The 19,657-nt window shown below is 36.0% G+C and carries 20 protein-coding genes; 13 read left to right on the top strand and 7 right to left on the bottom strand.

All coding sequences use genetic code 11. The features are described 5' to 3' along the window. The first annotated feature begins 135 nt into the window (after window positions 1–135). The 6 genes from O0955_RS12365 (at window position 136) to truA (ending at window position 4,353) form a co-directional block, all read left to right on the top strand. On the top strand, window positions 136–555 hold the full coding sequence (locus tag O0955_RS12365; RefSeq protein WP_269427857.1) for a hypothetical protein: 420 nt from the start codon (window positions 136–138) through the stop codon (window positions 553–555). Window positions 556–744: 189 nt separating this feature from the next. Then, entirely contained in the window at window positions 745–1,836 is a 1,092-nt protein-coding gene (locus tag O0955_RS12360; RefSeq protein ID WP_269427856.1) for a serine hydrolase domain-containing protein, read from the top strand. Window positions 1,837–2,004: 168 nt separating this feature from the next. Further along, window positions 2,005–2,367 carry a VOC family protein gene (locus O0955_RS12355; protein WP_269427855.1) on the top strand — a complete coding sequence of 121 codons (363 nt, stop codon included), beginning with the start codon at window positions 2,005–2,007 and terminating at the stop codon, window positions 2,365–2,367. Between the two features lie 212 nt (window positions 2,368–2,579). Then, window positions 2,580–2,735 carry a hypothetical protein gene (locus tag O0955_RS12350; protein WP_269427854.1) on the top strand — a complete coding sequence of 52 codons (156 nt, stop codon included), beginning with the start codon at window positions 2,580–2,582 and terminating at the stop codon, window positions 2,733–2,735. A gap of 10 nt (window positions 2,736–2,745) precedes the next feature. Continuing rightward, window positions 2,746–3,552: a nucleoside triphosphate pyrophosphohydrolase gene (gene mazG, locus O0955_RS12345; RefSeq protein WP_269427853.1), complete on the top strand. Its 807-nt coding sequence runs from the start codon at window positions 2,746–2,748 to the stop codon at window positions 3,550–3,552. Next, window positions 3,553–4,353, top strand: a complete 801-nt coding sequence (truA, locus tag O0955_RS12340) for a tRNA pseudouridine(38-40) synthase TruA (RefSeq protein ID WP_269427852.1) — start codon at window positions 3,553–3,555, stop codon at window positions 4,351–4,353. Window positions 4,354–4,673: 320 nt separating this feature from the next. Here truA and O0955_RS12335 read toward each other — a convergent pair whose 3' ends face one another. Further along, window positions 4,674–5,894, bottom strand: a complete 1,221-nt coding sequence (locus O0955_RS12335; RefSeq protein WP_269427851.1) for an ABC transporter permease — start codon at window positions 5,892–5,894, stop codon at window positions 4,674–4,676. A gap of 152 nt (window positions 5,895–6,046) precedes the next feature. Here O0955_RS12335 and O0955_RS12330 point away from each other — a divergent pair, with 152 nt between their 5' ends. Both O0955_RS12330 and O0955_RS12325 read left to right on the top strand, forming a co-directional pair. Continuing rightward, window positions 6,047–7,315 carry an exo-beta-N-acetylmuramidase NamZ family protein gene (locus tag O0955_RS12330; protein WP_428982414.1) on the top strand — a complete coding sequence of 423 codons (1,269 nt, stop codon included), beginning with the start codon at window positions 6,047–6,049 and terminating at the stop codon, window positions 7,313–7,315. A 69-nt stretch (window positions 7,316–7,384) separates the two neighbouring features. Next, complete coding sequence (locus O0955_RS12325; protein ID WP_269427850.1) at window positions 7,385–7,594, top strand: hypothetical protein; 210 nt, start codon at window positions 7,385–7,387, stop codon at window positions 7,592–7,594. A 55-nt stretch (window positions 7,595–7,649) separates the two neighbouring features. Here the strand turns inward: O0955_RS12325 and O0955_RS12320 are convergent, their stop codons facing one another. Beyond that, the gene (locus O0955_RS12320) at window positions 7,650–9,497 is read right to left on the bottom strand and encodes a PAS domain-containing sensor histidine kinase (protein WP_269427849.1); all 1,848 of its coding nucleotides are present in this window, start codon (window positions 9,495–9,497) and stop codon (window positions 7,650–7,652) included. A gap of 30 nt (window positions 9,498–9,527) precedes the next feature. Next, window positions 9,528–10,565, bottom strand: a complete 1,038-nt coding sequence (locus O0955_RS12315; RefSeq protein ID WP_269427848.1) for a DNA topoisomerase IB — start codon at window positions 10,563–10,565, stop codon at window positions 9,528–9,530. A gap of 98 nt (window positions 10,566–10,663) precedes the next feature. On the opposite strand from O0955_RS12315, the gene fmt reads away from it, so the two are divergent. Both fmt and O0955_RS12305 read left to right on the top strand, forming a co-directional pair. After that, window positions 10,664–11,572 (top strand): methionyl-tRNA formyltransferase, encoded by a 909-nt coding sequence (fmt, locus tag O0955_RS12310; RefSeq protein ID WP_269427847.1) that lies wholly within the window; start codon window positions 10,664–10,666, stop codon window positions 11,570–11,572. A 25-nt stretch (window positions 11,573–11,597) separates the two neighbouring features. Beyond that, window positions 11,598–12,023: an SRPBCC family protein gene (locus O0955_RS12305; RefSeq protein WP_269427846.1), complete on the top strand. Its 426-nt coding sequence runs from the start codon at window positions 11,598–11,600 to the stop codon at window positions 12,021–12,023. Window positions 12,024–12,194: 171 nt separating this feature from the next. On the opposite strand, the gene O0955_RS12300 is transcribed toward O0955_RS12305, so the two are convergent. Continuing rightward, complete coding sequence (locus tag O0955_RS12300; RefSeq protein ID WP_269427845.1) at window positions 12,195–13,034, bottom strand: aminotransferase class IV; 840 nt, start codon at window positions 13,032–13,034, stop codon at window positions 12,195–12,197. A 3-nt stretch (window positions 13,035–13,037) separates the two neighbouring features. Then, window positions 13,038–14,066 carry an RluA family pseudouridine synthase gene (locus tag O0955_RS12295; RefSeq protein WP_269427844.1) on the bottom strand — a complete coding sequence of 343 codons (1,029 nt, stop codon included), beginning with the start codon at window positions 14,064–14,066 and terminating at the stop codon, window positions 13,038–13,040. Between the two features lie 484 nt (window positions 14,067–14,550). On the opposite strand from O0955_RS12295, the gene O0955_RS12290 reads away from it, so the two are divergent. The 3 genes from O0955_RS12290 (at window position 14,551) to O0955_RS12280 (ending at window position 17,932) form a co-directional block, all read left to right on the top strand. Continuing rightward, entirely contained in the window at window positions 14,551–15,423 is an 873-nt protein-coding gene (locus tag O0955_RS12290) for a 1-aminocyclopropane-1-carboxylate deaminase/D-cysteine desulfhydrase (protein ID WP_269427843.1), read from the top strand. 285 nt (window positions 15,424–15,708) lie between these two features. Further along, window positions 15,709–16,938, top strand: coding sequence for an exo-beta-N-acetylmuramidase NamZ family protein (locus O0955_RS12285; protein ID WP_269427842.1), 1,230 nt, complete (start codon window positions 15,709–15,711; stop codon window positions 16,936–16,938). Window positions 16,939–17,071: 133 nt separating this feature from the next. Then, window positions 17,072–17,932 (top strand): hypothetical protein, encoded by an 861-nt coding sequence (locus O0955_RS12280; protein ID WP_269427841.1) that lies wholly within the window; start codon window positions 17,072–17,074, stop codon window positions 17,930–17,932. On the opposite strand, the gene O0955_RS12275 is transcribed toward O0955_RS12280, so the two are convergent. Beyond that, window positions 17,929–19,098: a chromate transporter gene (locus O0955_RS12275; RefSeq protein WP_269427840.1), complete on the bottom strand. Its 1,170-nt coding sequence runs from the start codon at window positions 19,096–19,098 to the stop codon at window positions 17,929–17,931. The genes O0955_RS12280 and O0955_RS12275 overlap by 4 nt on opposite strands. A 12-nt stretch (window positions 19,099–19,110) precedes the next feature. After that, the gene (locus tag O0955_RS12270) at window positions 19,111–19,611 is read right to left on the bottom strand and encodes a hypothetical protein (protein WP_269427839.1); all 501 of its coding nucleotides are present in this window, start codon (window positions 19,609–19,611) and stop codon (window positions 19,111–19,113) included. Window positions 19,612–19,657: the final 46 nt, after the last annotated feature.

Here is a 19,657-nt window from a genome sequence, read left to right as displayed (position 1 = left end):
AGCGAATTGTAAATGGATTGCTTCAATTTGGGCGCTGATCGTATTTTTATAATAACAAAAAACAAATGCAGAAAAAACTTTTGGTAGTAGTAATTTAGCCTGAAAACAATAAGACAAAACGATTAAACACAGCGGATGAAGTTCAAAATTGGTACGGTAACTTTTTTTCCAGGAGAATTGATAAGAAGTCCAAAACATTTAATTATCTGTTTGTTACTTTTTATTTTTTTTAGCAATGTACTAACGATGTGGGGAGGAGCATTTAGTGGTAGAACTCCTTATGGCTCTTCTGAAAATTTTAAGACTTTAAATGGTGAGTTCGAGCATTTGGTGGTGATATCAAAAGGAAGTAATACTGCAGAACAGGCATTATTAGCCTTAAATAATGATTTTAATAAATTTAAACAAAACAATCCTCAATATAAAGATTTAGTATTGTACAGAACAAGCGAATACTATAACATTAGTCCTTGGATGTTTTGGAAATGGTATAGGTATTTTGGGGTTAGACAATATTTTAAAAAATACCCTTTCCTAAATGATAAAAAACCTTGAAAAACCGGCATATAAGAGTAAAATAAAATGTCAGCTTACAGTGGTTTTGCAGTAGTGCGGCGAAACTGCAAAATTCAATGGCAGTTTTTCAATTGAACTTTTGTACAAAATTGAAGATTTGTACTTCGATTGCCCACCATCGCAAAGCCCCAAAACGTTACCTGCCATATTAAAACGACACCATAAAATATGAGAAGACTATTTACGACAATATTAATAATTACAGCTTCATTTAAAATAAAGGCACAAGAAACATCAATCGTTGCTGATAGTCTAATGCTTAAAAATCAAATCCCAGAACTTGGTTTTGTTGTCGTTTCGGCAGACAGTGTTCTTGAATTAAAAACACTGGGGTTTCATAGGATAGACATTAAAAATGAGCAAACGAAAGCTAATATTAATGATTACTTTCATTTAGGTTCAAATACAAAAGCAATTACAGGTTTCATAGCTGCTTATCTTGTTGAAAATAATAAAATACAATGGACAACTAAGTTTTTTGATTTATTTCCAAGTTGGAAAAAGCAAAGCAATCCAAAATATTTAAATATTACTTTGGCTGATTTATTATCACACAGAGCTAAAATCCAACCCTATACAAGCGGCTTAGAGTTTCAGGAACTACCAGAATTTGAAGGAGACAAATCAGAACAACGTAAGCAATTTTCAAAATATTTACTCATTGAAAAACCTGTAAAAAACAATGAAAAACTATACAACTATTCTAATGCGGGTTATAGCATAGCAGCGTTAATGCTTGAAAAAGTATCAGGGAAAACTTGGGAAGAATTGATAAAAGAAATAATGAAAAAAAAGCTGAATGTTGACGTACGATTTAGTTGGCCTAATAAAATTAATTTAAATCAACCGTATGGACATTGGATTGAAAATGACACCTTAAAACCACTTCTGTCTGATACTGACTATAACTTATCACTTGGAGAACCAGCAGGAGATATCTGTATGACCTTACCTGATTATGCTAAATTTATACAACTTAATTTACAAGGCTTATTGGGAAGTGACAATATTTTGAAAGCGGGCACCTATAATTTTCTTCATTTTGGACTAAAGGACTATTCTATTGGTTGGGGAAACATAAATAATAAAGAAAAACAATTATCAGAACATTCGGGTTCGGCAGGGACATTTTTTTGTTACACTCTATTGGACAAAAACAAAAAATTGGCATACATTATCGTAGCAAATAGTGCAACACAAGAAACACAAGAAAGCATTTTTAAGCTACTGAATATACTAAGAAAAAAATACGGCAAGTAACAAGGGTTTTGCGCCAGGCGGGCTGAAGTGCAAAATTCAATGGCAGTTTTTCAATTGAACTTTTGTAAAAAATTGAAGATTTGTGCTTCGATTGCCCCACCATTGCAAAGCCCCAAAACGTTAGCGGTGATTGTAATTAAATTTTGTGTTAATTAAACTTTATATTTCATGAATTTCACCAAATTAGTGCCCAATATCTTCTATATCGATATTAAGGATGGATTAAAACTCTTTGTAGATTGTCTAGAATTCGAAATCGAACACAACGAATTGAATTCTAAAAACCCTTTTTGTGTAGTTTCTAGAAATGATTTACGGATTAATATTTTTCAAGATGACGGATTAGCCAAAGAGCATAATCCGGAATTTAGATTAATAACCAATAATATTGAGGAAGTTTATCAAAAGGTTTCAAAATCTCATCCCGAGTTTTTACACCCTAATTTATCAAAAATTACTCTTCGCCCATGGAAAGCGAAAGAATTTGCTTTAATGGACAAACAATTGGGAATTATTATTCAAGAATGGTAAACGCACAACGAACCGCTAACATGGGCTTGGCAAAATTGCGACCTTCTTGTGCAAAATTGTACTAATATTTTCCATAACTTCGTTCACAGTCACCGAAAGTACTCGGCTTCGAAATTGCCGCAACTTCGCAAAGCCCTTGGCGTTGGCGTACGCGTATGAAGAATGCAATCATATCATAGAATACTAAAAACTTGAGCGAATAAATAACACTGATGGCAGGAGCACCAACACTAATTGCAGAAACACTAACATTACCTATGAAATTAAAAATTGAACGATGGCAGGATATAGGTAACCAAAAACTGATTTTCTATATCAAATCATTTACTTTGGTAGCTGTGTTATGTTTTGGTAATTTAGCGGTCTAAAAAATCTGCAATGCCTAACAATCCGATTCCTGCCAGTGCCAGTAACCCAGCTGATGCTTTTTTACGTTTACTTACCGTTTTAGATACCTTACGTACACAGTGCCCATGGGATAAGAAACAAACCATGGAAACCCTGCGCCACCTGACTATTGAAGAAACATACGAACTCTCGGATGCCATTTTAGAAGGCGACCTTGACGAGATTAAAAAAGAATTGGGTGATGTAATGATGCATTTGGTTTTTTATTCAAGAATTGCTTCGGAAAACAATGATTTTAACATTACTGATGTATTAAACGGCGTTTGTGATAAACTCGTTAACCGACACCCGCATATTTATGGCGATGTAGAAGTACAAAATGAAGAAGATGTTAAACGCAATTGGGAACAAATTAAGCTAAAAGAAGGCAATAAATCTGTTTTAGCAGGTGTACCGGCTTCTTTACCGGCACTGGTTAAAGCATCCAGGATTCAGGAAAAGGCTCGTGGTGTAGGTTTTGACTGGGAAGATAAAACCCAGGTTTGGGAAAAGGTTGAGGAAGAGTTGCAGGAGTTTAAGGCAGAATTTAATGTCGACAATAACACCATTATAGACCAGGAAAAGGCAGAATCGGAATTTGGAGATGTACTTTTCTCTCTGATTAATTATGCCCGTTTCATTAACATCAACCCCGAAAATGCACTGGAAAAGACCAATAAAAAATTCATTAAACGTTTTCAGTATTTAGAGAACAAAGCCAAAGAAAATGGAAAGGCCTTAGCTGATATGACATTGGCCGAAATGGATATATACTGGAATGAGGCGAAGAAATTATAAATGAGGTATTTTTTTCACATCGCATACCAGGGCCAGCATTATAACGGCTGGCAAAAACAACCGGGCATTTTAAGTGTGCAGGATGTTTTGGAAAAAGCGCTTTTACAGATTTTTAAAACAACGATTCCGATTATTGGTTGCGGACGTACGGATGCACACGTACACGCCAGTCAGTTTTTTTTCCATGCGGATATAGAACAGGGTTATGATTTTGATCTGCTCTACCGCTTAAATAAGGCCCTGCCTCAAAACATTGCCATTTTTGATATTATTAAAATGGAGGGTTTACCTCATGCCCGTTTTGATGCCGTACAAAGGCAATACGATTACTTTATCCATACCTATAAAGATCCCTTTTTAAGTACTCAAAGTTCTTTTTATCTGGAAGAACAACTCGATTTACAGCAGATGAAAGCAGCAGTAAACCTGTTGCCTGAATATAAAGATTACAGGGCTTTTTGTACCCAGCCAGATAAATACGAACACACCATTTGTAATGTAATGGATGCCGGTTTATTTGTAAATGCCAAGGGCGACCGCATTCGTTTTCATATTGCCAGTAATCGCTTTTTAAGCAAAATGATCCGCATTTTAATGGGGAAAATTTTAAAAGTCGGTAAAGGAGATTTAAGTGTAGATGAATTTGAAAATCTGTTGATTACACTGGAAACGCCGAAACTTTTAGAACCCGCACACCCAACAGGTTTATATCTTTCAAAAGTGACCTATCCATATTTAAACCTGCCACCCAGAACTGAGTTTTTAAACGCCATGCAAGGCATTGATTGGCTTTCCGTTTAATTTTTTGTTGATGCTGTAGCGTTTTTAATCTTTCATTCGTATTCATAATGACAGACAACTGATTAACCGGGTAACCCTGCGGTTGATGGCCTGCCTATAATTTATCCATATAAGCTAAAAAGAGTTGGCATGTGCTTACCTAATAGGAGGCTGATAAGTGCATGATGCGCTCTCCGATTTTTGCAAAATACAAACCGGGGCGTCATAAGTTTGGAATTTGTAAGGTGATTTTTATTCTTTCCTTTTATTGTGGTTGTTGCCCCGGTTTGTATTTTTAACTGAACTGAATCAATAATCAAACTTTCAGCTTAAAAAGCCCGTTACTTAAACCGAATGGCCTTTAAAGGCGACACCTTACTGATTAATAAAGATGGAACAAGCAATACAGTTAAACACACCACTACAGTAACCACATTTAACAGCAATACATCTATAAAATGAAACTCTATTGGGGCATAAGCCAGGAAATAGGAAGACTGGTTTAGTTTAAAAATATGAGTGGCCTGCTGGAAAAAACCCAAACCTAAACCCAAAATATTACCGAGTAATAAACCAATACCAATTAAATAAGCAGAATTATAGAGAAAGATTTTCATAATGCTGAAATTACTTGCTCCAAAAGCTTTTAGCATTCCAATCATATTGGTTCGCTCTAAAATCATAATTAGCAAAGCGGTAATCATGTTAATTACCCCAACAATGAGCATCAGGATTAATAAAACCTTCGTGTTAATATCTAAAAGCCCCAGCCAGGTAAAAATATTCGGAAAATTTTCTTTAATAGAATAGGATCGAAGTGTGGTCGGCAGGTTCTCATAAATATGATCTGCAACGGGATTTAACCGGTCAAAATCCTTAATTTTAATTTCAACCCCTCCTATTTCATCCGGTTTCCAGTTGTTTAACCGTTTAACAATATTCAGGTTGCCCAGCACAAAACCTTTATCAATATCCTCAACCCCAATATCATAAATACCCACAATTTTAAACTTGCGTGGTCTGAGTTGATTTTGAACAAAATACATCACAAAATCATCACCTGTTTTAAGCTTAAGTCTGTTTGCCGTATAATTAGAAATTAATAACTCCTGCATCGCTTTTGTACTATCAGCAAAATTGATTACGCGGCCATTAATCAGGTGTTTTTTTATATAATCCCAGTTGTAATTTTTATCAACGCCTTTAAAATTAATGCCTTCAATTTCATTATTGGCAGATAAAATTGCAGGTTTGGTGGCAAAAAAAGAGTAATAATCTATAGCAGAATTATGATTAAGCCGGTATTTTGTTGTGGCATCTAAAACAAATGGGGAATGCTCAAAAGAATTATTTAAATCATAGCGTGTAATTTGTACATCGCCAAGGTAACCGCGTACCTTATCCTGAATTTCGGTCTTAAAGCCTTTAATAATAGCAATAGAAAGAATCATTACAGCAAGACTAAGCATTACACCAGCAATGGCGATACGAACAATCAACTTAGAAAAAGTTCTTTCAGATTTAATGGCAATCCGCCCGGCTATAAAATATTCGAAATTCAATTTGATAAATTTGTAACTTAGCAAAAATGCTTAATTCCTTTTAAATAAAGGCATTTATTTAGAAAAAGCAGAAGTTTAACCGTAAAATCCTTTTATTGTTTGATACCTTAGTGTATAAATATTTAAGGAATAATTGATCAGAACCTAATATAATGATGAGAACCTACATTGGCATTGCACTTTCGGGCTTTATTTGTCTTTCTGCGTGCGGACAGCCTAAACCATTAGACGGCGATTTAAAAACTAAACACAGTACAACTTTAATAGACCGCGAGAGAGCGATTGCAAAAGCAGGCACTATGCAAACCGGTGCTGAACAAACTGAAAAATACCTGCCTCTTTTAAAAGGGAAACGTGTTGGTATGGTGGTTAACCCTACCTCCATTATTGGTAATCAAACCGTAGTGGATAGTTTACTTAAAAGAGGTGTTAAAATTGAAAAGATTTTTGGTCCGGAGCATGGTTTTAGAGGAAATGCCAGCGCCGGTGTTCATGTTGATGACGCGGTAGACACCAAAACCGGAATTAAAGCAATTTCATTATACGGCAAACACAGCACACCAACTGCTGAGGATTTAGCCGATATTGACATTATGGTATTCGATATTCAGGATGTGGGGGTTCGTTTTTACACGTACATCAATACGCTGCAGTATGTTATGGAAGCTTGTGCGGCAAACAATAAAGAACTTTTAATCCTTGATCGTCCAAATCCTAATGGTTATTTAATTGACGGGCCTATTTTAGATCCAAAATTTAAATCGGGTATTGGGGTTCAGCCTATTCCTATTGCCCATGGTTTAACCATTGGAGAATATGCTCAAATGCTAAACGGTGAAGGCTGGCTAAAAGGCAAGGTAAAATGTAAAATCAATATTATTAAAGTTGCAAACTACAATCACGATATGGAATATACCTTACCGGTTAAGCCATCACCAAATTTAAATACGCAACAATCTATTATGTTGTATCCAACAACCTGTTTATTTGAAGGCACTTATTTAAATCATGGCCGCGGTACAATGTATCCTTTTACTATTGTTGGGGCACCTGCTTTAAAAGGAAAATACAGTTTTAGCTTTACACCTAAAAGCATTAAAGGCATGTCAGAAACGCCTTTATTTCAGGATCAGATTTGTTATGGCTTAGACTTAAGAAATGCAGACATCGAAAAAATCAGAAAAAGCAAAACCATACAACTGCAATGGATGATTGAACTTTATAAAAATTCACCGAATAAAGCCGACTTTTTTAATTCTAAATTAAGTAAGGAAATGGGTGTTATAGAGCGTTTGGTTGGTATTGCTGATTTCAGACAACAAATTATTGATGGTAAATCAGAAAAAGAAATCAGAGCCAGCTGGGAACCTGGTTTAAGCGCATATAAAACAATGCGCAAGAAATATTTGTTGTATAAATAATGGCGAATTATAGAGTGCGTAAAAGGCTTCTGTAATGGCGCTATTTACGCATTTAATCATTAATTCGACATGAGCGGACCAAAAGAAAAAAGTAAAAAACCAGGAAGTAATTACGAGCAGGAGATACCTAAAGGACGGGAACCTGTTGACCATAAAACGGTTAAGAAAAAAGAAGAAAAGCAGAATATAAAAGAGCTTGATTCTAAAAACCTTGCAAAGGAGCGCGAACTAAGTGAACAGCCAGTTCATCCTATAAAAAAGGCTCCAAAGGATCAATAAACAGAAATAACTTCTTATATCGGTTGATTAAATTGGATAATCCGGCTTAATGTTATTAAACTTTCAAGGCAAAATAAAATGTAGATCCGGCACCCTCGTCGCTTTCTACCCATATTCTGCCACCTTCACTTTTAATAATTTCGGCTGAGATATAAAGTCCTAAACCCAATCCGGGATAAGTATGTAAAAGATGTCCGCCAACCCTGTAAAACTGGTCAAAAACCAAATGCAATAAATCAGAAGAAATACCTATTCCATAATCGCGTACACTTAAAACCACCTCTTCATCTTTCAAATAGCTTTTAACATCTATATGATGCGAATCTGTAGAATATTTAATGGCATTTGACAGGAAGTTAATAATCACCTGCCCTATTCTTTCCTTATCAGCATAAATTAGTGCCTTGCTTTGCAAATCTGCATTGATATGATGTTTGCTGGTGGTATGTTGTATTTCATCAATTACTTCCTCTATGGCCAAATCAAAATCAAACTGCGTTTGATTAAATACCATTCTTCCGGACTGAATTTTAGTTACATCCAATAAATCGCCTATTAAGCCTGTTAACCGGTTTAACTGCTGGTCCATTTTGCGCACCATATTCGCTTTCTTTTCATCCCCTTCATTCCGGATCAGTTTCTCTAAAACCTGGGTATATGCTTTGATGCTGGTAACGGGTGTTTTTAATTCATGACTGGCAACGCCTAAAAATTCATCCTTTTGCTTTTGTAACTGCACCAGTTTGGTTACATCAATAGCACCATGTAAAATACCATAGGTTACACCTTCTGCATTTTTTAAAGGTTTATAGGTAAAATTATACCAGCCTTTTTTCAGCTCTCCGTCCATCATTAAATTGGCTTCCTGCTGGTCGCCGTGGTAAGGAACTCCAGTTCGGTAAACCTCTTTCAAAATGGGAACAAATGGTTGTCCAACCAATTCAGGAATGCCTTCCGCCACTGGTTTCCCAATCACACTTTTATCCTTATCCCACATTTTTAGCATCTCATCATTCGCCAGCCTGATGATAATATCTTCGGTTTCATACAGAGCCATTGGCATAGGGTTTTCGAGCAGCAAATTTTTAAACCGCTCTTCACTTTCCGCAATACGTTCTCTTGTTTTTACCTGGTTGGTTACTTCATTGGCCACAATCATAATCCCGGTAATCTGATTATTTTCATCTCTTATCGGATCATAAACGAAATTGAAGAAACAGTTTTCAAGCACCCCGTTTCGTTCTATTCTTGCTAAAGTTTCGTTACCGTAATGAGATGTACCTTCGGTATAAACTTTACTTAGCAAATCTAAAAAGGGTTGGCCAACTAATTCAGGTAAACCATCTATCAGTTTAGAGCCAATTACACCTCTGGATTTGCCCCACAAAGTTAGGAGCCCATTATTTGCCTCTTCAATTACAAAATCCTCTCCCCTTAAAATACCAATTGCTACGGGTGCATTTCTGATAATTTTTCTAAAAAGAACTTCGTTCCTTTTTACCCTCAACCGGGCCGTTACCAATGCGGTTACGTCTGTTGCATTATTTAAAATAGCACAAACCTTCCCATTAATATCCTTTAAAGGCTTGTAAGTAAAATCGAAATAAAAGGTTTTTAAAACGCCATCCTGAATTAACTGCACTTTATCTTCTTTGGCTTCGTAGGCAATTCCAGTAGTATAAACATCTTCTAAAATGCGCATAAAAGGTTGCCCATCCAGTTCAGGAAGAGCTTTGGCTAGCTCCATTCCAATTACAGAGCAATCTTTTTCCCAGGCTTTTAATATGGCTTTATTAGCCACCTTAATTACCATATTTTCCCCTTCATATAAAGCTATCGGCATAGCCGACTCTTCTATTAAAAGATTAAATAAATCTGAATTATTATCAAGGTCAAGCTGCATAAAGATTTAGGATCGCAAATATAATTTCTTTTATTTAGTTGTTGATTTTAAAAAAGACAATAACACCTTTTCATCATGTCCCAAACCCGTTTTGGTTATACTTTGATTAGAATTCATCTTTTCCATAAATTTTTTCAATTCATTATTTTCATAAGCGGTAAGCAAAAGCGGGTATACGTAAGAACTCTTGCAAACGGCCCGGGTATTTCCCAGTTTTTTTGCAACACAATCCAGCACAGTAATCATTACTTTTTTTGTATTAACATTTTCGTCACTACTGCAATTTGCAAATTGCCTTAAGGCTTCCAATGTACCACCCCAGGTTCTAAAATCTTTAGCCGTAAAATCATCACCGGTAATTTCTTTAATGTAGTTATTAATCTTACCGGAATCAACACTTTTATGTTCTTTTCCGTTAGAATAAAATTGAAATAACTCCTGCCCGGGAATATCCCTGCATTTTTTAACCAGCTTTGCCAGGTTGCGGTCATTCAATTCTACCTGTTGCAATACCCCCTTTTTACCTACAAAATCCATGCTAATTTTGCTTCCGTTTATTTTAACATGTTTATCTCTAAGCGTTGTTAATCCAAAAGAACCATAGAGCTGTTTGTAATTTTCATTACCCACACGGATAAGTGTTTTTTGGAGCACATCCACACAAATTGCCAGTACTTTACGTTCATCAAAATCTTTACGTTTAAGGTCTTTAGCCAATTGTTTGCGTGCTCCAGGCAAAGCCTTTCCAAATTCGTATAAACGATAGTATTTATGATCAGAACGCCTGCTGGTCCACTTGGCGTGGTATTTATATTGTTTTCTTCCTGCAGCATCAATTCCTGTTACCTGTAAATAGGCATTGGGTTTATTGGCAATCCATACATTTTGCCAGGCAGGTGGAATAACGAGTGCTTTAATTCTGTCCAGGTGTTTTTCATCTGTAACTTTATGTCCGTCTTTATCCTCATAATAAAATTCTCCAGCCTTTCCTTTCCGGTAAATTCCGGGCATCACATCGGTAACATAAACCAATCCGTTCGCTTTAACAACTTCTTTGCCTTGTACCATTTTAACCTGTAAGTATGATTTATTTTTTAGTTATTTTGTAAAACTTAAATGTAGATACACACGTTTTTTATAAACAGCTAGAAACACAACATATACTGATGAAAATAGTTTTTATGGGTACCCCCGATTTTGCCGTTGCTTCTTTAGATGCACTTGTACAGGCCAATTTTAATGTGGTTGCGGTGGTTACCGCACCAGATAAACCTGCTGGCCGCGGACAAAAATTAAATGAAAGTGCTATTAAAAAGTATGCCGTGGAAAAAGGCATTCCGGTATTACAGCCCGAAAGACTTAAAAATCCGGAGTTTTTAGCTCAGCTTAAAGCTTTTAATGCGGATTTACAAATTGTTGTTGCTTTTAGAATGTTGCCTGAGGTAGTTTGGAATATGCCTCCAAAGGGAACTGTTAATTTACATGGATCGCTTTTGCCTCAGTATCGCGGTGCTGCACCAATTAACCATGTTATTATTAACGGCGAAAAAGAAAGCGGGGTAACTACTTTCTTTTTAAAGCAGGAGATTGATACCGGAGATGTAATTATGAGCGACAGTGTAGCCATTGCTGATGATGAAACCGCAGGAGATTTGCACGATAAATTGATGTTGGTTGGAGCTAAATTATTGGTTAAAACGGTTAAGGCCATTGAAGAAAATAACTTTACCGAACAGCCACAACCGCAGAGTAATGACTTAAAACATGCACCAAAGATATTTAAGGAAGATTGTAAAATAGACTGGAACAATACCACTCAATCGGTTTACAATTTAATAAGGGGTTTAAGTCCCTATCCAACGGCCTTTACCACATTGAATGATAAAACCCTTAAAATTTTTAAAGCGGTATATGAAGATAAAGAGCCAGGCATTTCTGCCGGAAGCTTTTTAACGGACGGTAAAACTTATTTGAAATTTGCCACCAAAGATGGTTTTATAAAACTTATGGATATACAATATGAAGGCAAAAAAAGAATGCCTGTTGAAGATTTTTTAAGAGGAATGAGGTTATAATTAGTCAATATTAAACATTTAAGCTATGAAAACGGACCCAATTATAGTAGAACAGCTAATCGATGTAAAAACGGATAAAGTTTGGAAGGCCCTAACGGATAAGGACGAGATGAAAAGCTGGTATTTTGAGTTAAAGGATTTCAAACCTCAGGTTGGATTTAAATTTGATTTTCTTGGCGGGGCTGAATACAAGCAATACCTGCATCTTTGTAAGGTAACAGAAGTGGAAGAAAATAAAAAACTATCATATACCTGGCAATATGATAACTATGAAGGCAATTCGGTTGTAACCTGGGAGATTTTTGAAACGGCTACAGGCAGCCGTGTTAAGCTTACACATACCGGCACAGAAACTTTTCCTAAGGATGATCCGAATTTTGCCCGTAAAAGCTTTGAGGCAGGATGGAATCACATTGTAAGAACAAGTTTAAAGGAATATTTAGAAAAATAGACTTTTCATTTTTGCCGAGCATTCCGGTAAATTGAAAGGTTAAGTAAATTATTCAGGAAAGTAAGGTATTTTATATCTTCTTCCGTTTTATCTTTGAAAAGAAAGTAGTTACCTTCTAAATAAGGTTTTAATAATTCATTTTCCGTTTGATAAAACTGAACCTGCACGAGATTAAAAACTATTCAATTTCTCGATTAAAAATTTTGAAACTTCATTAAAATAGCGTTTTCGGCCATAGCCCATTATCCACTGTATACCTTGTGTAGCATTAGTAATGAAAACCTCTTCTGCTTCTTTTAAAATCTCAGGATTGATCTGCGCTTCAATTAAAGGTATATTATTCATTTTTGCAATTTGCATTACGGCGGTACGCATTACACCACCAATACAACCTTCGGTTAAGGCCGGTGTATAAATTTGCTTATTATATACCACAAAAACATTTGCACTGATGCTTTCGCACAAAAAACCATTTTGATTTAAAATCATGGCTTCATCCAGGCGGTTATTGGTTTTAAAAATCCCGGCCATGACATACAGCAAGGCATTGGCTGTTTTAAAGTTCGACAGTTTGTTAACGGGTTTCGTCATTTCATCAAACACATCGATAATTAAACCTTTGGCATTAATATCATACAGATTACTTTTTAAAGGAATGCCTTCTAAAACATAACCGGCTTTATTTGCTTCAGGGGTATAAACACCCGCACCTGAACGATATACAGATAAACGAAAACGTACATTTCCATTCCACTTATTTTTTTTAGAAAGGTCAGCTGTTTTTTGACGCAGAAAATAATCGTCCATCAAGGCGTGTCCGTCAATTTTAAGCGCTTTCATTCCGGCAATAAGCCTGTCAGCATGCAAATCTGCAAATTGCAGTTTATTATTAATCATTCGCATGCTCTCAAAAAGGCCATCACCGAATTTAAAACTCCGGTTTGAGGCACTTATAATTGGAGCGTCTGCCGCATAATATTCATCATTAAACAAAAGGTAGTCCTGGGGCATATTTTATGAGGTAGCGGTATAATTTTTCCATTTATTTAATGCTGCTTTAAAATCTTCGGGTAAAGCCGATTCAAAAAACATATATTCTTTTGTTGTGGGATGAATAAAACCCAGTGACTGTGCATGTAACGCTTGTCTTGGCAATAACTGAAAGCAGTTTTCAACAAATTGTTTGTATTTGTTAAACGTTGTTCCTTTTAAAATCTTATCTCCGCCATAGGTTGCATCGTTAAATAAAGGATGCCCAATGTGCTGCATATGTGCCCGGATTTGATGTGTACGTCCGGTTTCAAGCTGGCAGCTAATCAAAGTTACATAGCCTAAGCGCTCTAAAACAGTGTAATGTGTTACCGACCATTTTCCTTTTTCTTCATCATCGTAAATATCCATTACACGACGGTCTTTCACACTTCTGCCGATATAACCGGTTACAGTACCATCATTTTCAATATCGCCCCATACCAGAGCGATGTATTTTCTGGTAATACTGTGGTCAAAAAATTGTTTGGCCAAATGAGTAATTGATCTTTCATTTTTACTAATCAACAATAAACCCGAGGTGTCTTTATCAATCCTGTGTACCAAACCTGGCCTGCCATCGTTGCCCGGCAATTGTGGTAATTGCTCAAAATGAAATGCCAAAGCATTAACCAGGGTTCCTGTATAATTATTAAAACCAGGGTGTACAACCATGCCTGCGGCTTTATTAACAACCAGCAAATCACTGTCTTCGTAAACAATATCTAAAGGTAAATCTTCGGGGTAAACCTCAGTATCGCGTGGTGGATGTGGTAAAACAATCGAAATCTCATCAGCAGGTTTTACTTTATAGCTTGCCTTAATTGGTTTTTCGTTAACCAATACATTCCCGGCTTCAATCGCGTTTTGAATACGGTTTCGGGAAGCATTTTCTACCCGGTGCATTAAAAACTTATCAATTCTTAACAAGGATTGCCCCTTGTCAACAATTACCCTTAAGTGCTCATATAAATCCTGTTCTTCTGATTCCTGAAGCTCTACCTCATTTTCCATCCTGCAAAAATAAACTTTTAAGGCTAAGATTTTTTTTAAATGATTTAGAATTGGAAAACAATTTTAACCTGAATACTTCATTCAATATGCATGGCGAAATTTGAGGAATTAATTAGACAGGTTATCATCTATAAAATTGTATCCAATTGATATAGTGATCGTTCTATTTTGTATACAATTAGACAATACATAATACTATTTTTAGATATAGTGATACCTTACATCCTCCAATCTAATCATCGAAAAACTGGTTTAATATTAATTTTGTGTTAAGTTTAATCCAGATCAATACATTATAAATATTTGGCTTGTTATTTGTGTATCGTGAATACCTAATAATAACGGATATGAAAAATTTTACTCAAAACGTTAAAATCGTGCTTAATTTCTTTCCTTATCTGGTAAGAAAGATTTATTTCAAGTAATAATTCCCTAAAAAATTATAAAAACACTTGCAATTTGCAGGTGTTTTTTATTTTTACACGTGTTTGAAAAAATATACAGTCCTGTACATAAATTAGAGTTTGCTCTTTTTAACAATCTTTTTGTAAAAAGGGATGACTTAATTGATCCTTATATTTCGGGCAATAAGTGGAGAAAGTTGAAGTACGCCATTCAAAAACTCCAGACTGAACAAAAATCTCATATTGTAACTTTTGGAGGCGCTTATTCCAATCATTTATTGGCTACAGCTGCCGCAGCAGCAAGACTGAATTTAAAATCGACTGCCTTTGTGCGGGGTGAAGCTGTTAAAAATGAAATACTGATGCTTTGTACTTTGTATGGAATGAAGCTGATTTTTACAGACCGGGAAAGTTATAAAAACAAAATTGAACTGTATAAAACACATTTTGGTAATGATAAGGCCGCTTACTTCATTGATGAAGGCGGGGCATCTGCTGAAGCTATCTCCGGCTGTGCAGAAATTATTAATGAATTACCGCTAGCTTACGATCACATTTTTTGTGCTGTCGGTACGGGTACTACAGCAGCAGGTTTATTAAAAGGCATACAACAAAATAACCTGGAAACTAAACTGCATATGATTCCTGTTTTAAAAGGAGGACTTTTTATTAAGGATGAAATTGCAAAATATGTCTCTATATCTGAGCACCTCATTCTGCATACCGACTACCATTTTGGTGGTTACGCCAAAACAACACCAGAGCTGACTGGCTTTATGAAAACTTTCATAGCGAAAACTGGTTTGTTAATTGATCCGGTTTACACAGCAAAAATGTTTTATTCGATTGTTGATCTGGAACAAAAAGGGATAATCAAAAAAGAAGATAAAATACTGGCCATCCATACAGGTGGATTGTTGGGTATTTTGGGCATGAAAGAAAAACTTGAGTAATACAGGGCTAAAATATAGCTGGTAGTAACAAAAACACCAACTACATTAACTATAAACCGCATCGTAAACAGCTACAATAAAGGAATCAGGTACATTCCTCATCTTGCAAGTGATAAACTTAAAATAACACTACCGCATACAAGCCTCCGCCTACCTTCATAATTTAGTATATAACCTACGGCATATATATGATACTTTAGCCAAATTTACTAATTTAGTCCTTGTGGCTTATAGATACATCATGCAAATACTAATGGTCATAAAGAAATTATAAACCTTTTAAAAATGATGAGATTTATTTCTATACTTTTTTTAACGCTTCTGGTAATCAGCAACATTACGTGCATTGCACAAATTGCATCATCAAATCAAAGTACATCCGGTAAGCGGGGAATTATTACAGGTGCCGACCAGACTGAAAAATACTTACCATATCTAAAAGGAAAACGAATTGGTCTGGTTGCAAATCAGAGTTCCATAATCGGCAAAAAAAGCAGTGTAGACAGTTTAGTAAGCCTTGGGATCAAAATTGTAAAAGTGTTTGGACCTGAGCATGGCTTTAGAGGCAATGCCAGTAATGGAGCTGTAGTGGGTAATGAAATAGATGCTAAAACCGGTATTCCAATAATCTCTTTATATGGCAAAAACGAAAAACCAAAAAAAGACCAGATGACCGATATTGATCTTATGGTTTTTGATATTCAGGATGTGGGCTGCCGTTACTATACTAATATTAATACGCTTGAATATGTAATGGAAGCCTGTGCAGAGAACAACAAAGAACTGCTAATTCTTGACCGGCCTAATCCTAATGCATATGTAATAGATGGGCCGGTAATGACTGATGATAAATTCAAATCTGCCATAGGGATCCATTATATCCCGATGACACATGGTATGACTATTGGTGAATTTGCACAATACCTTAATGGCGAAGGCTACCTGAAAAAACAATGCAAAATAAATATTATAAAGGTTGCCAACTATAATCACGAGATGCCTTATGTATTACCGATACACCCCTCACCAAACTTAAATACACAACAAGCTGTTATGCTTTTTCCAAGTTTATGCATGTTTGAAGGAACTGCTATTAATGAAGGCCGGGGAACTTATATGCCGTTTACTATTTTGGGAGCGCCCGCATTAAAAGGCAAGTATTCGTTTTCGTACCAACCGGTAAGTATTCCCGGAATGAGCGAGAGTCCACGACACAAAGACGCTGTTTGTTATGGCCTCGATTTTCGCAATTATGATATTAACAAGCTTCGGAAAAACCGCCAAATTGATTTATCGTGGTTAATTGAATTATATAATGCTTACCCGGATAAGGCTAATTTCTTTGCTCCAGGAAGAGAGAACCAGGATATATCAGCTTTTGATTTACGTATTGGTACCGATCAATTAAGAAAACAGATTATAGCAGGCGTATCGGAAGCAGACATCAGAAAAAGCTGGGAACCTGGATTGCAGAAGTTTAAGGCTATACGGGCAAAGTATCTCCTATATCCATAATTATTTAATTTAAACGTTTTATTGATTTTGTAATTCAGATATTAACAGCTGTAATGAGCATAAATATTGAAACAGTGCTTTAAAGATATAGTTATAATTTTATGCTATTTTTGATTCACATTTTCAATCCAAAATGAACCGCGATTACAGTTCCATCAGTCCATCGGCTAAAGCTTTATTGCTTACCAAAAGCTTAACTACTATTCCCTTTATAGCGGATGCAGCCAGGCTAATTTTGGGTAACGATGTAGTTGATCAGCTGGCGGGTGATCAACATGATGATCTCTTTTTAAAACGGTTGCTGCATTTTGAGAGCCGGTATTTATCTTTAGATAGTTTACTTTTTGCTTCAGGCAGCTTAAACGTACTCGAAATCTCTTCGGGTTTCTCTTTCAGAGGTTTGAACATGGCGCTTAACCATCCAAATGTTTTTTACCTCGATACGGATTTAGCAGAAGTGATTCAAATTAAGCGGGATTTAACTGAACAACTGATCCGTCAGGAACAATTGCATTTAAAGGGTAAGCTGCAAACCAAAATTCTTAATGCAATGGATGAAAGTGCCTTTAATGAAGTGGTTAATCAAATGCCTGCGGGTAAACTGAGTATTATTAACGAGGGTTTGCTCATGTATTTAAATCCCGAAGAAAAAGCTTCGCTTTGCCAAACTATACACCGGGCATTAAAGCAGCGGGGCGGTTATTGGATTACAGCTGATATTTACATAAAAAAAGATTTGGGGCAGGCGGCTAAATCAGACGCTTTTGGTCAGTTTTTAGATGCACACCATGTAGAAGACAATAAGTTTGAGAGTTTTGAGCAGGCTGAAGCTTTTTTTAAGACGCATGGGTTTAAACTGGTTACTAAAGCTACTTCGGTTTGGCATCAGCTGTCATCGGTTAAATATGTAAGCCGTGAATTGATGAACAGTTTAGTTAAACAGGCCGGTACAATTGGAAAAATCAGAGAAACCTGGGCGCTTAGAGCAATTTAATACAATATAAGTTTTATAAAAACCCCTAAAATTGCTGCAACCATAATAACATAAGGTTCCTGAATTTTCTTAATATACAGCAGGGCCAATATTGTAATAATTGCGATTAGGGCCATTGGAAAATCTAATATACTTCTGCTGGCTATAACAATAACTGCACCGACCAAAGCTCCAACAACAGTTGCGGTTATACCATCTACAAAAGCCTTTATAGATTTATTTTTAACTATTTTATTAAAGAATGGCGCCAGAATAACCGTAAATAAATAACAGGGTAAAAAGGTAGCCAGCGCAGCAACAGAAGCACCCTGGAAACCTGCGATCAAATAACCAATAAAGCCAACTGTAATAACTACCGGGCCTGGTGTAATCATTGCTACAGCAACTGCATCTACAAATTGTTGTTCTGTTAGCCAATGATTTTCGGTTACTAACCCACCATGTAAAAATGGGACAATTGCCAAACCACTACCAAAAACAAATGCTCCTGCCTTTGCAAAAAAGAGTGCAATTTTGGTAAGTGTAGAATTTTCATCAGTCAAAAAAGCAATTTTAAGCAAGATGAAGATGCTGCTTGTTTTACTAGATAACCATTTCGGTGGTACTTTAACAAACATATACAGAAGGCCTGTGGCAATAAAGAGTAAAATATTTTCTTGTTGAGTCCAAAAAGTTATTGCCGCCGCAGTGCCGAAGAACAACCACAGTAACCAATTTTGTTTAAAAGATTCGAGGTTAAATTTACCTATTGATTTTGTAGTTAGCTTATAAGAACTATTTGCAATAATACCCATTACAGCAGCGCCTACTCCATAAAAAACGGCCTGTATCCAGGCAAGCCCGCCATAAAGTTTATATGCCATCCCCAGCAATACAACCATAATAAAAGAAGGAATAACGAAAGCAATACCCACTAAGGTTGCACCTAAAACACGATAGTGAACAAAGCCCAAATAAATGCCCAGTTGAGCAGCTAAAGGCCCCGGAACTAATTGGGCCAATGCCAGCCCCTGCTTATACTCATCATCTGAAATCCATTTTCGATTTTCGACTAAATCTTTATACATATAACCTACTAATGCTACAGGACCACCAAAACCCGTTGAACCTAATTTTAGAAAATAAAAAATAAGTTGTTTAAGTGTATATGCAGGTTTTTCATCCATATCAAATTGGTTTTAGAAAGCAAAACCAAGCTGAAATGCCAATCCAAATGTTGCTGGCTTATCATTGCCAAACCTCACTGGTAATGGAATAGCAACATAATAGCTGCTGCTGGTGTTCTTTTTAATTGTTTTGTTAAATACCGGAGTGACGCCATATCGTCCGGCTGTTTCAAATGCAAGTCTACCTACAAATGTATAGCCATTGCCTAATGATACCAATACGCCCGGATGAAACAGGAAATTATTCATTTTACTGCTTCCGTTTTCTGCTTTTATAAAAGGAACAACTTCAAGGGAAAATCCAATCTTCTGGCTTTTCCAAATGTTAATACCTGTTGGAAAACCAACTTGATAATAGTTTTTAAAATTGGTTATAGTTTCATCTTTACTGAAGCTAACAATTGGATGTACGATGCCTACATAACCATTAACTTTAGGATAAATCGTTTGTGAAAACGATGATAAACTGATTGAGATAAAAAAAATAAGAAAAATGAACCGAAGTTGCGCCATGATATGTTTGCATCTAATACAAGCAAAGCTATTATTGGCTAAACAA

It is taken from the genome of Pedobacter punctiformis (assembly GCF_027213715.1).
In the GTDB taxonomy this organism is placed as follows: Bacteria; Bacteroidota; Bacteroidia; order Sphingobacteriales; family Sphingobacteriaceae; genus Pedobacter; species Pedobacter punctiformis.
Note: the sequence above shows the minus strand (reverse complement) of the source record. Positions and strands in the feature narration are given on the sequence as shown.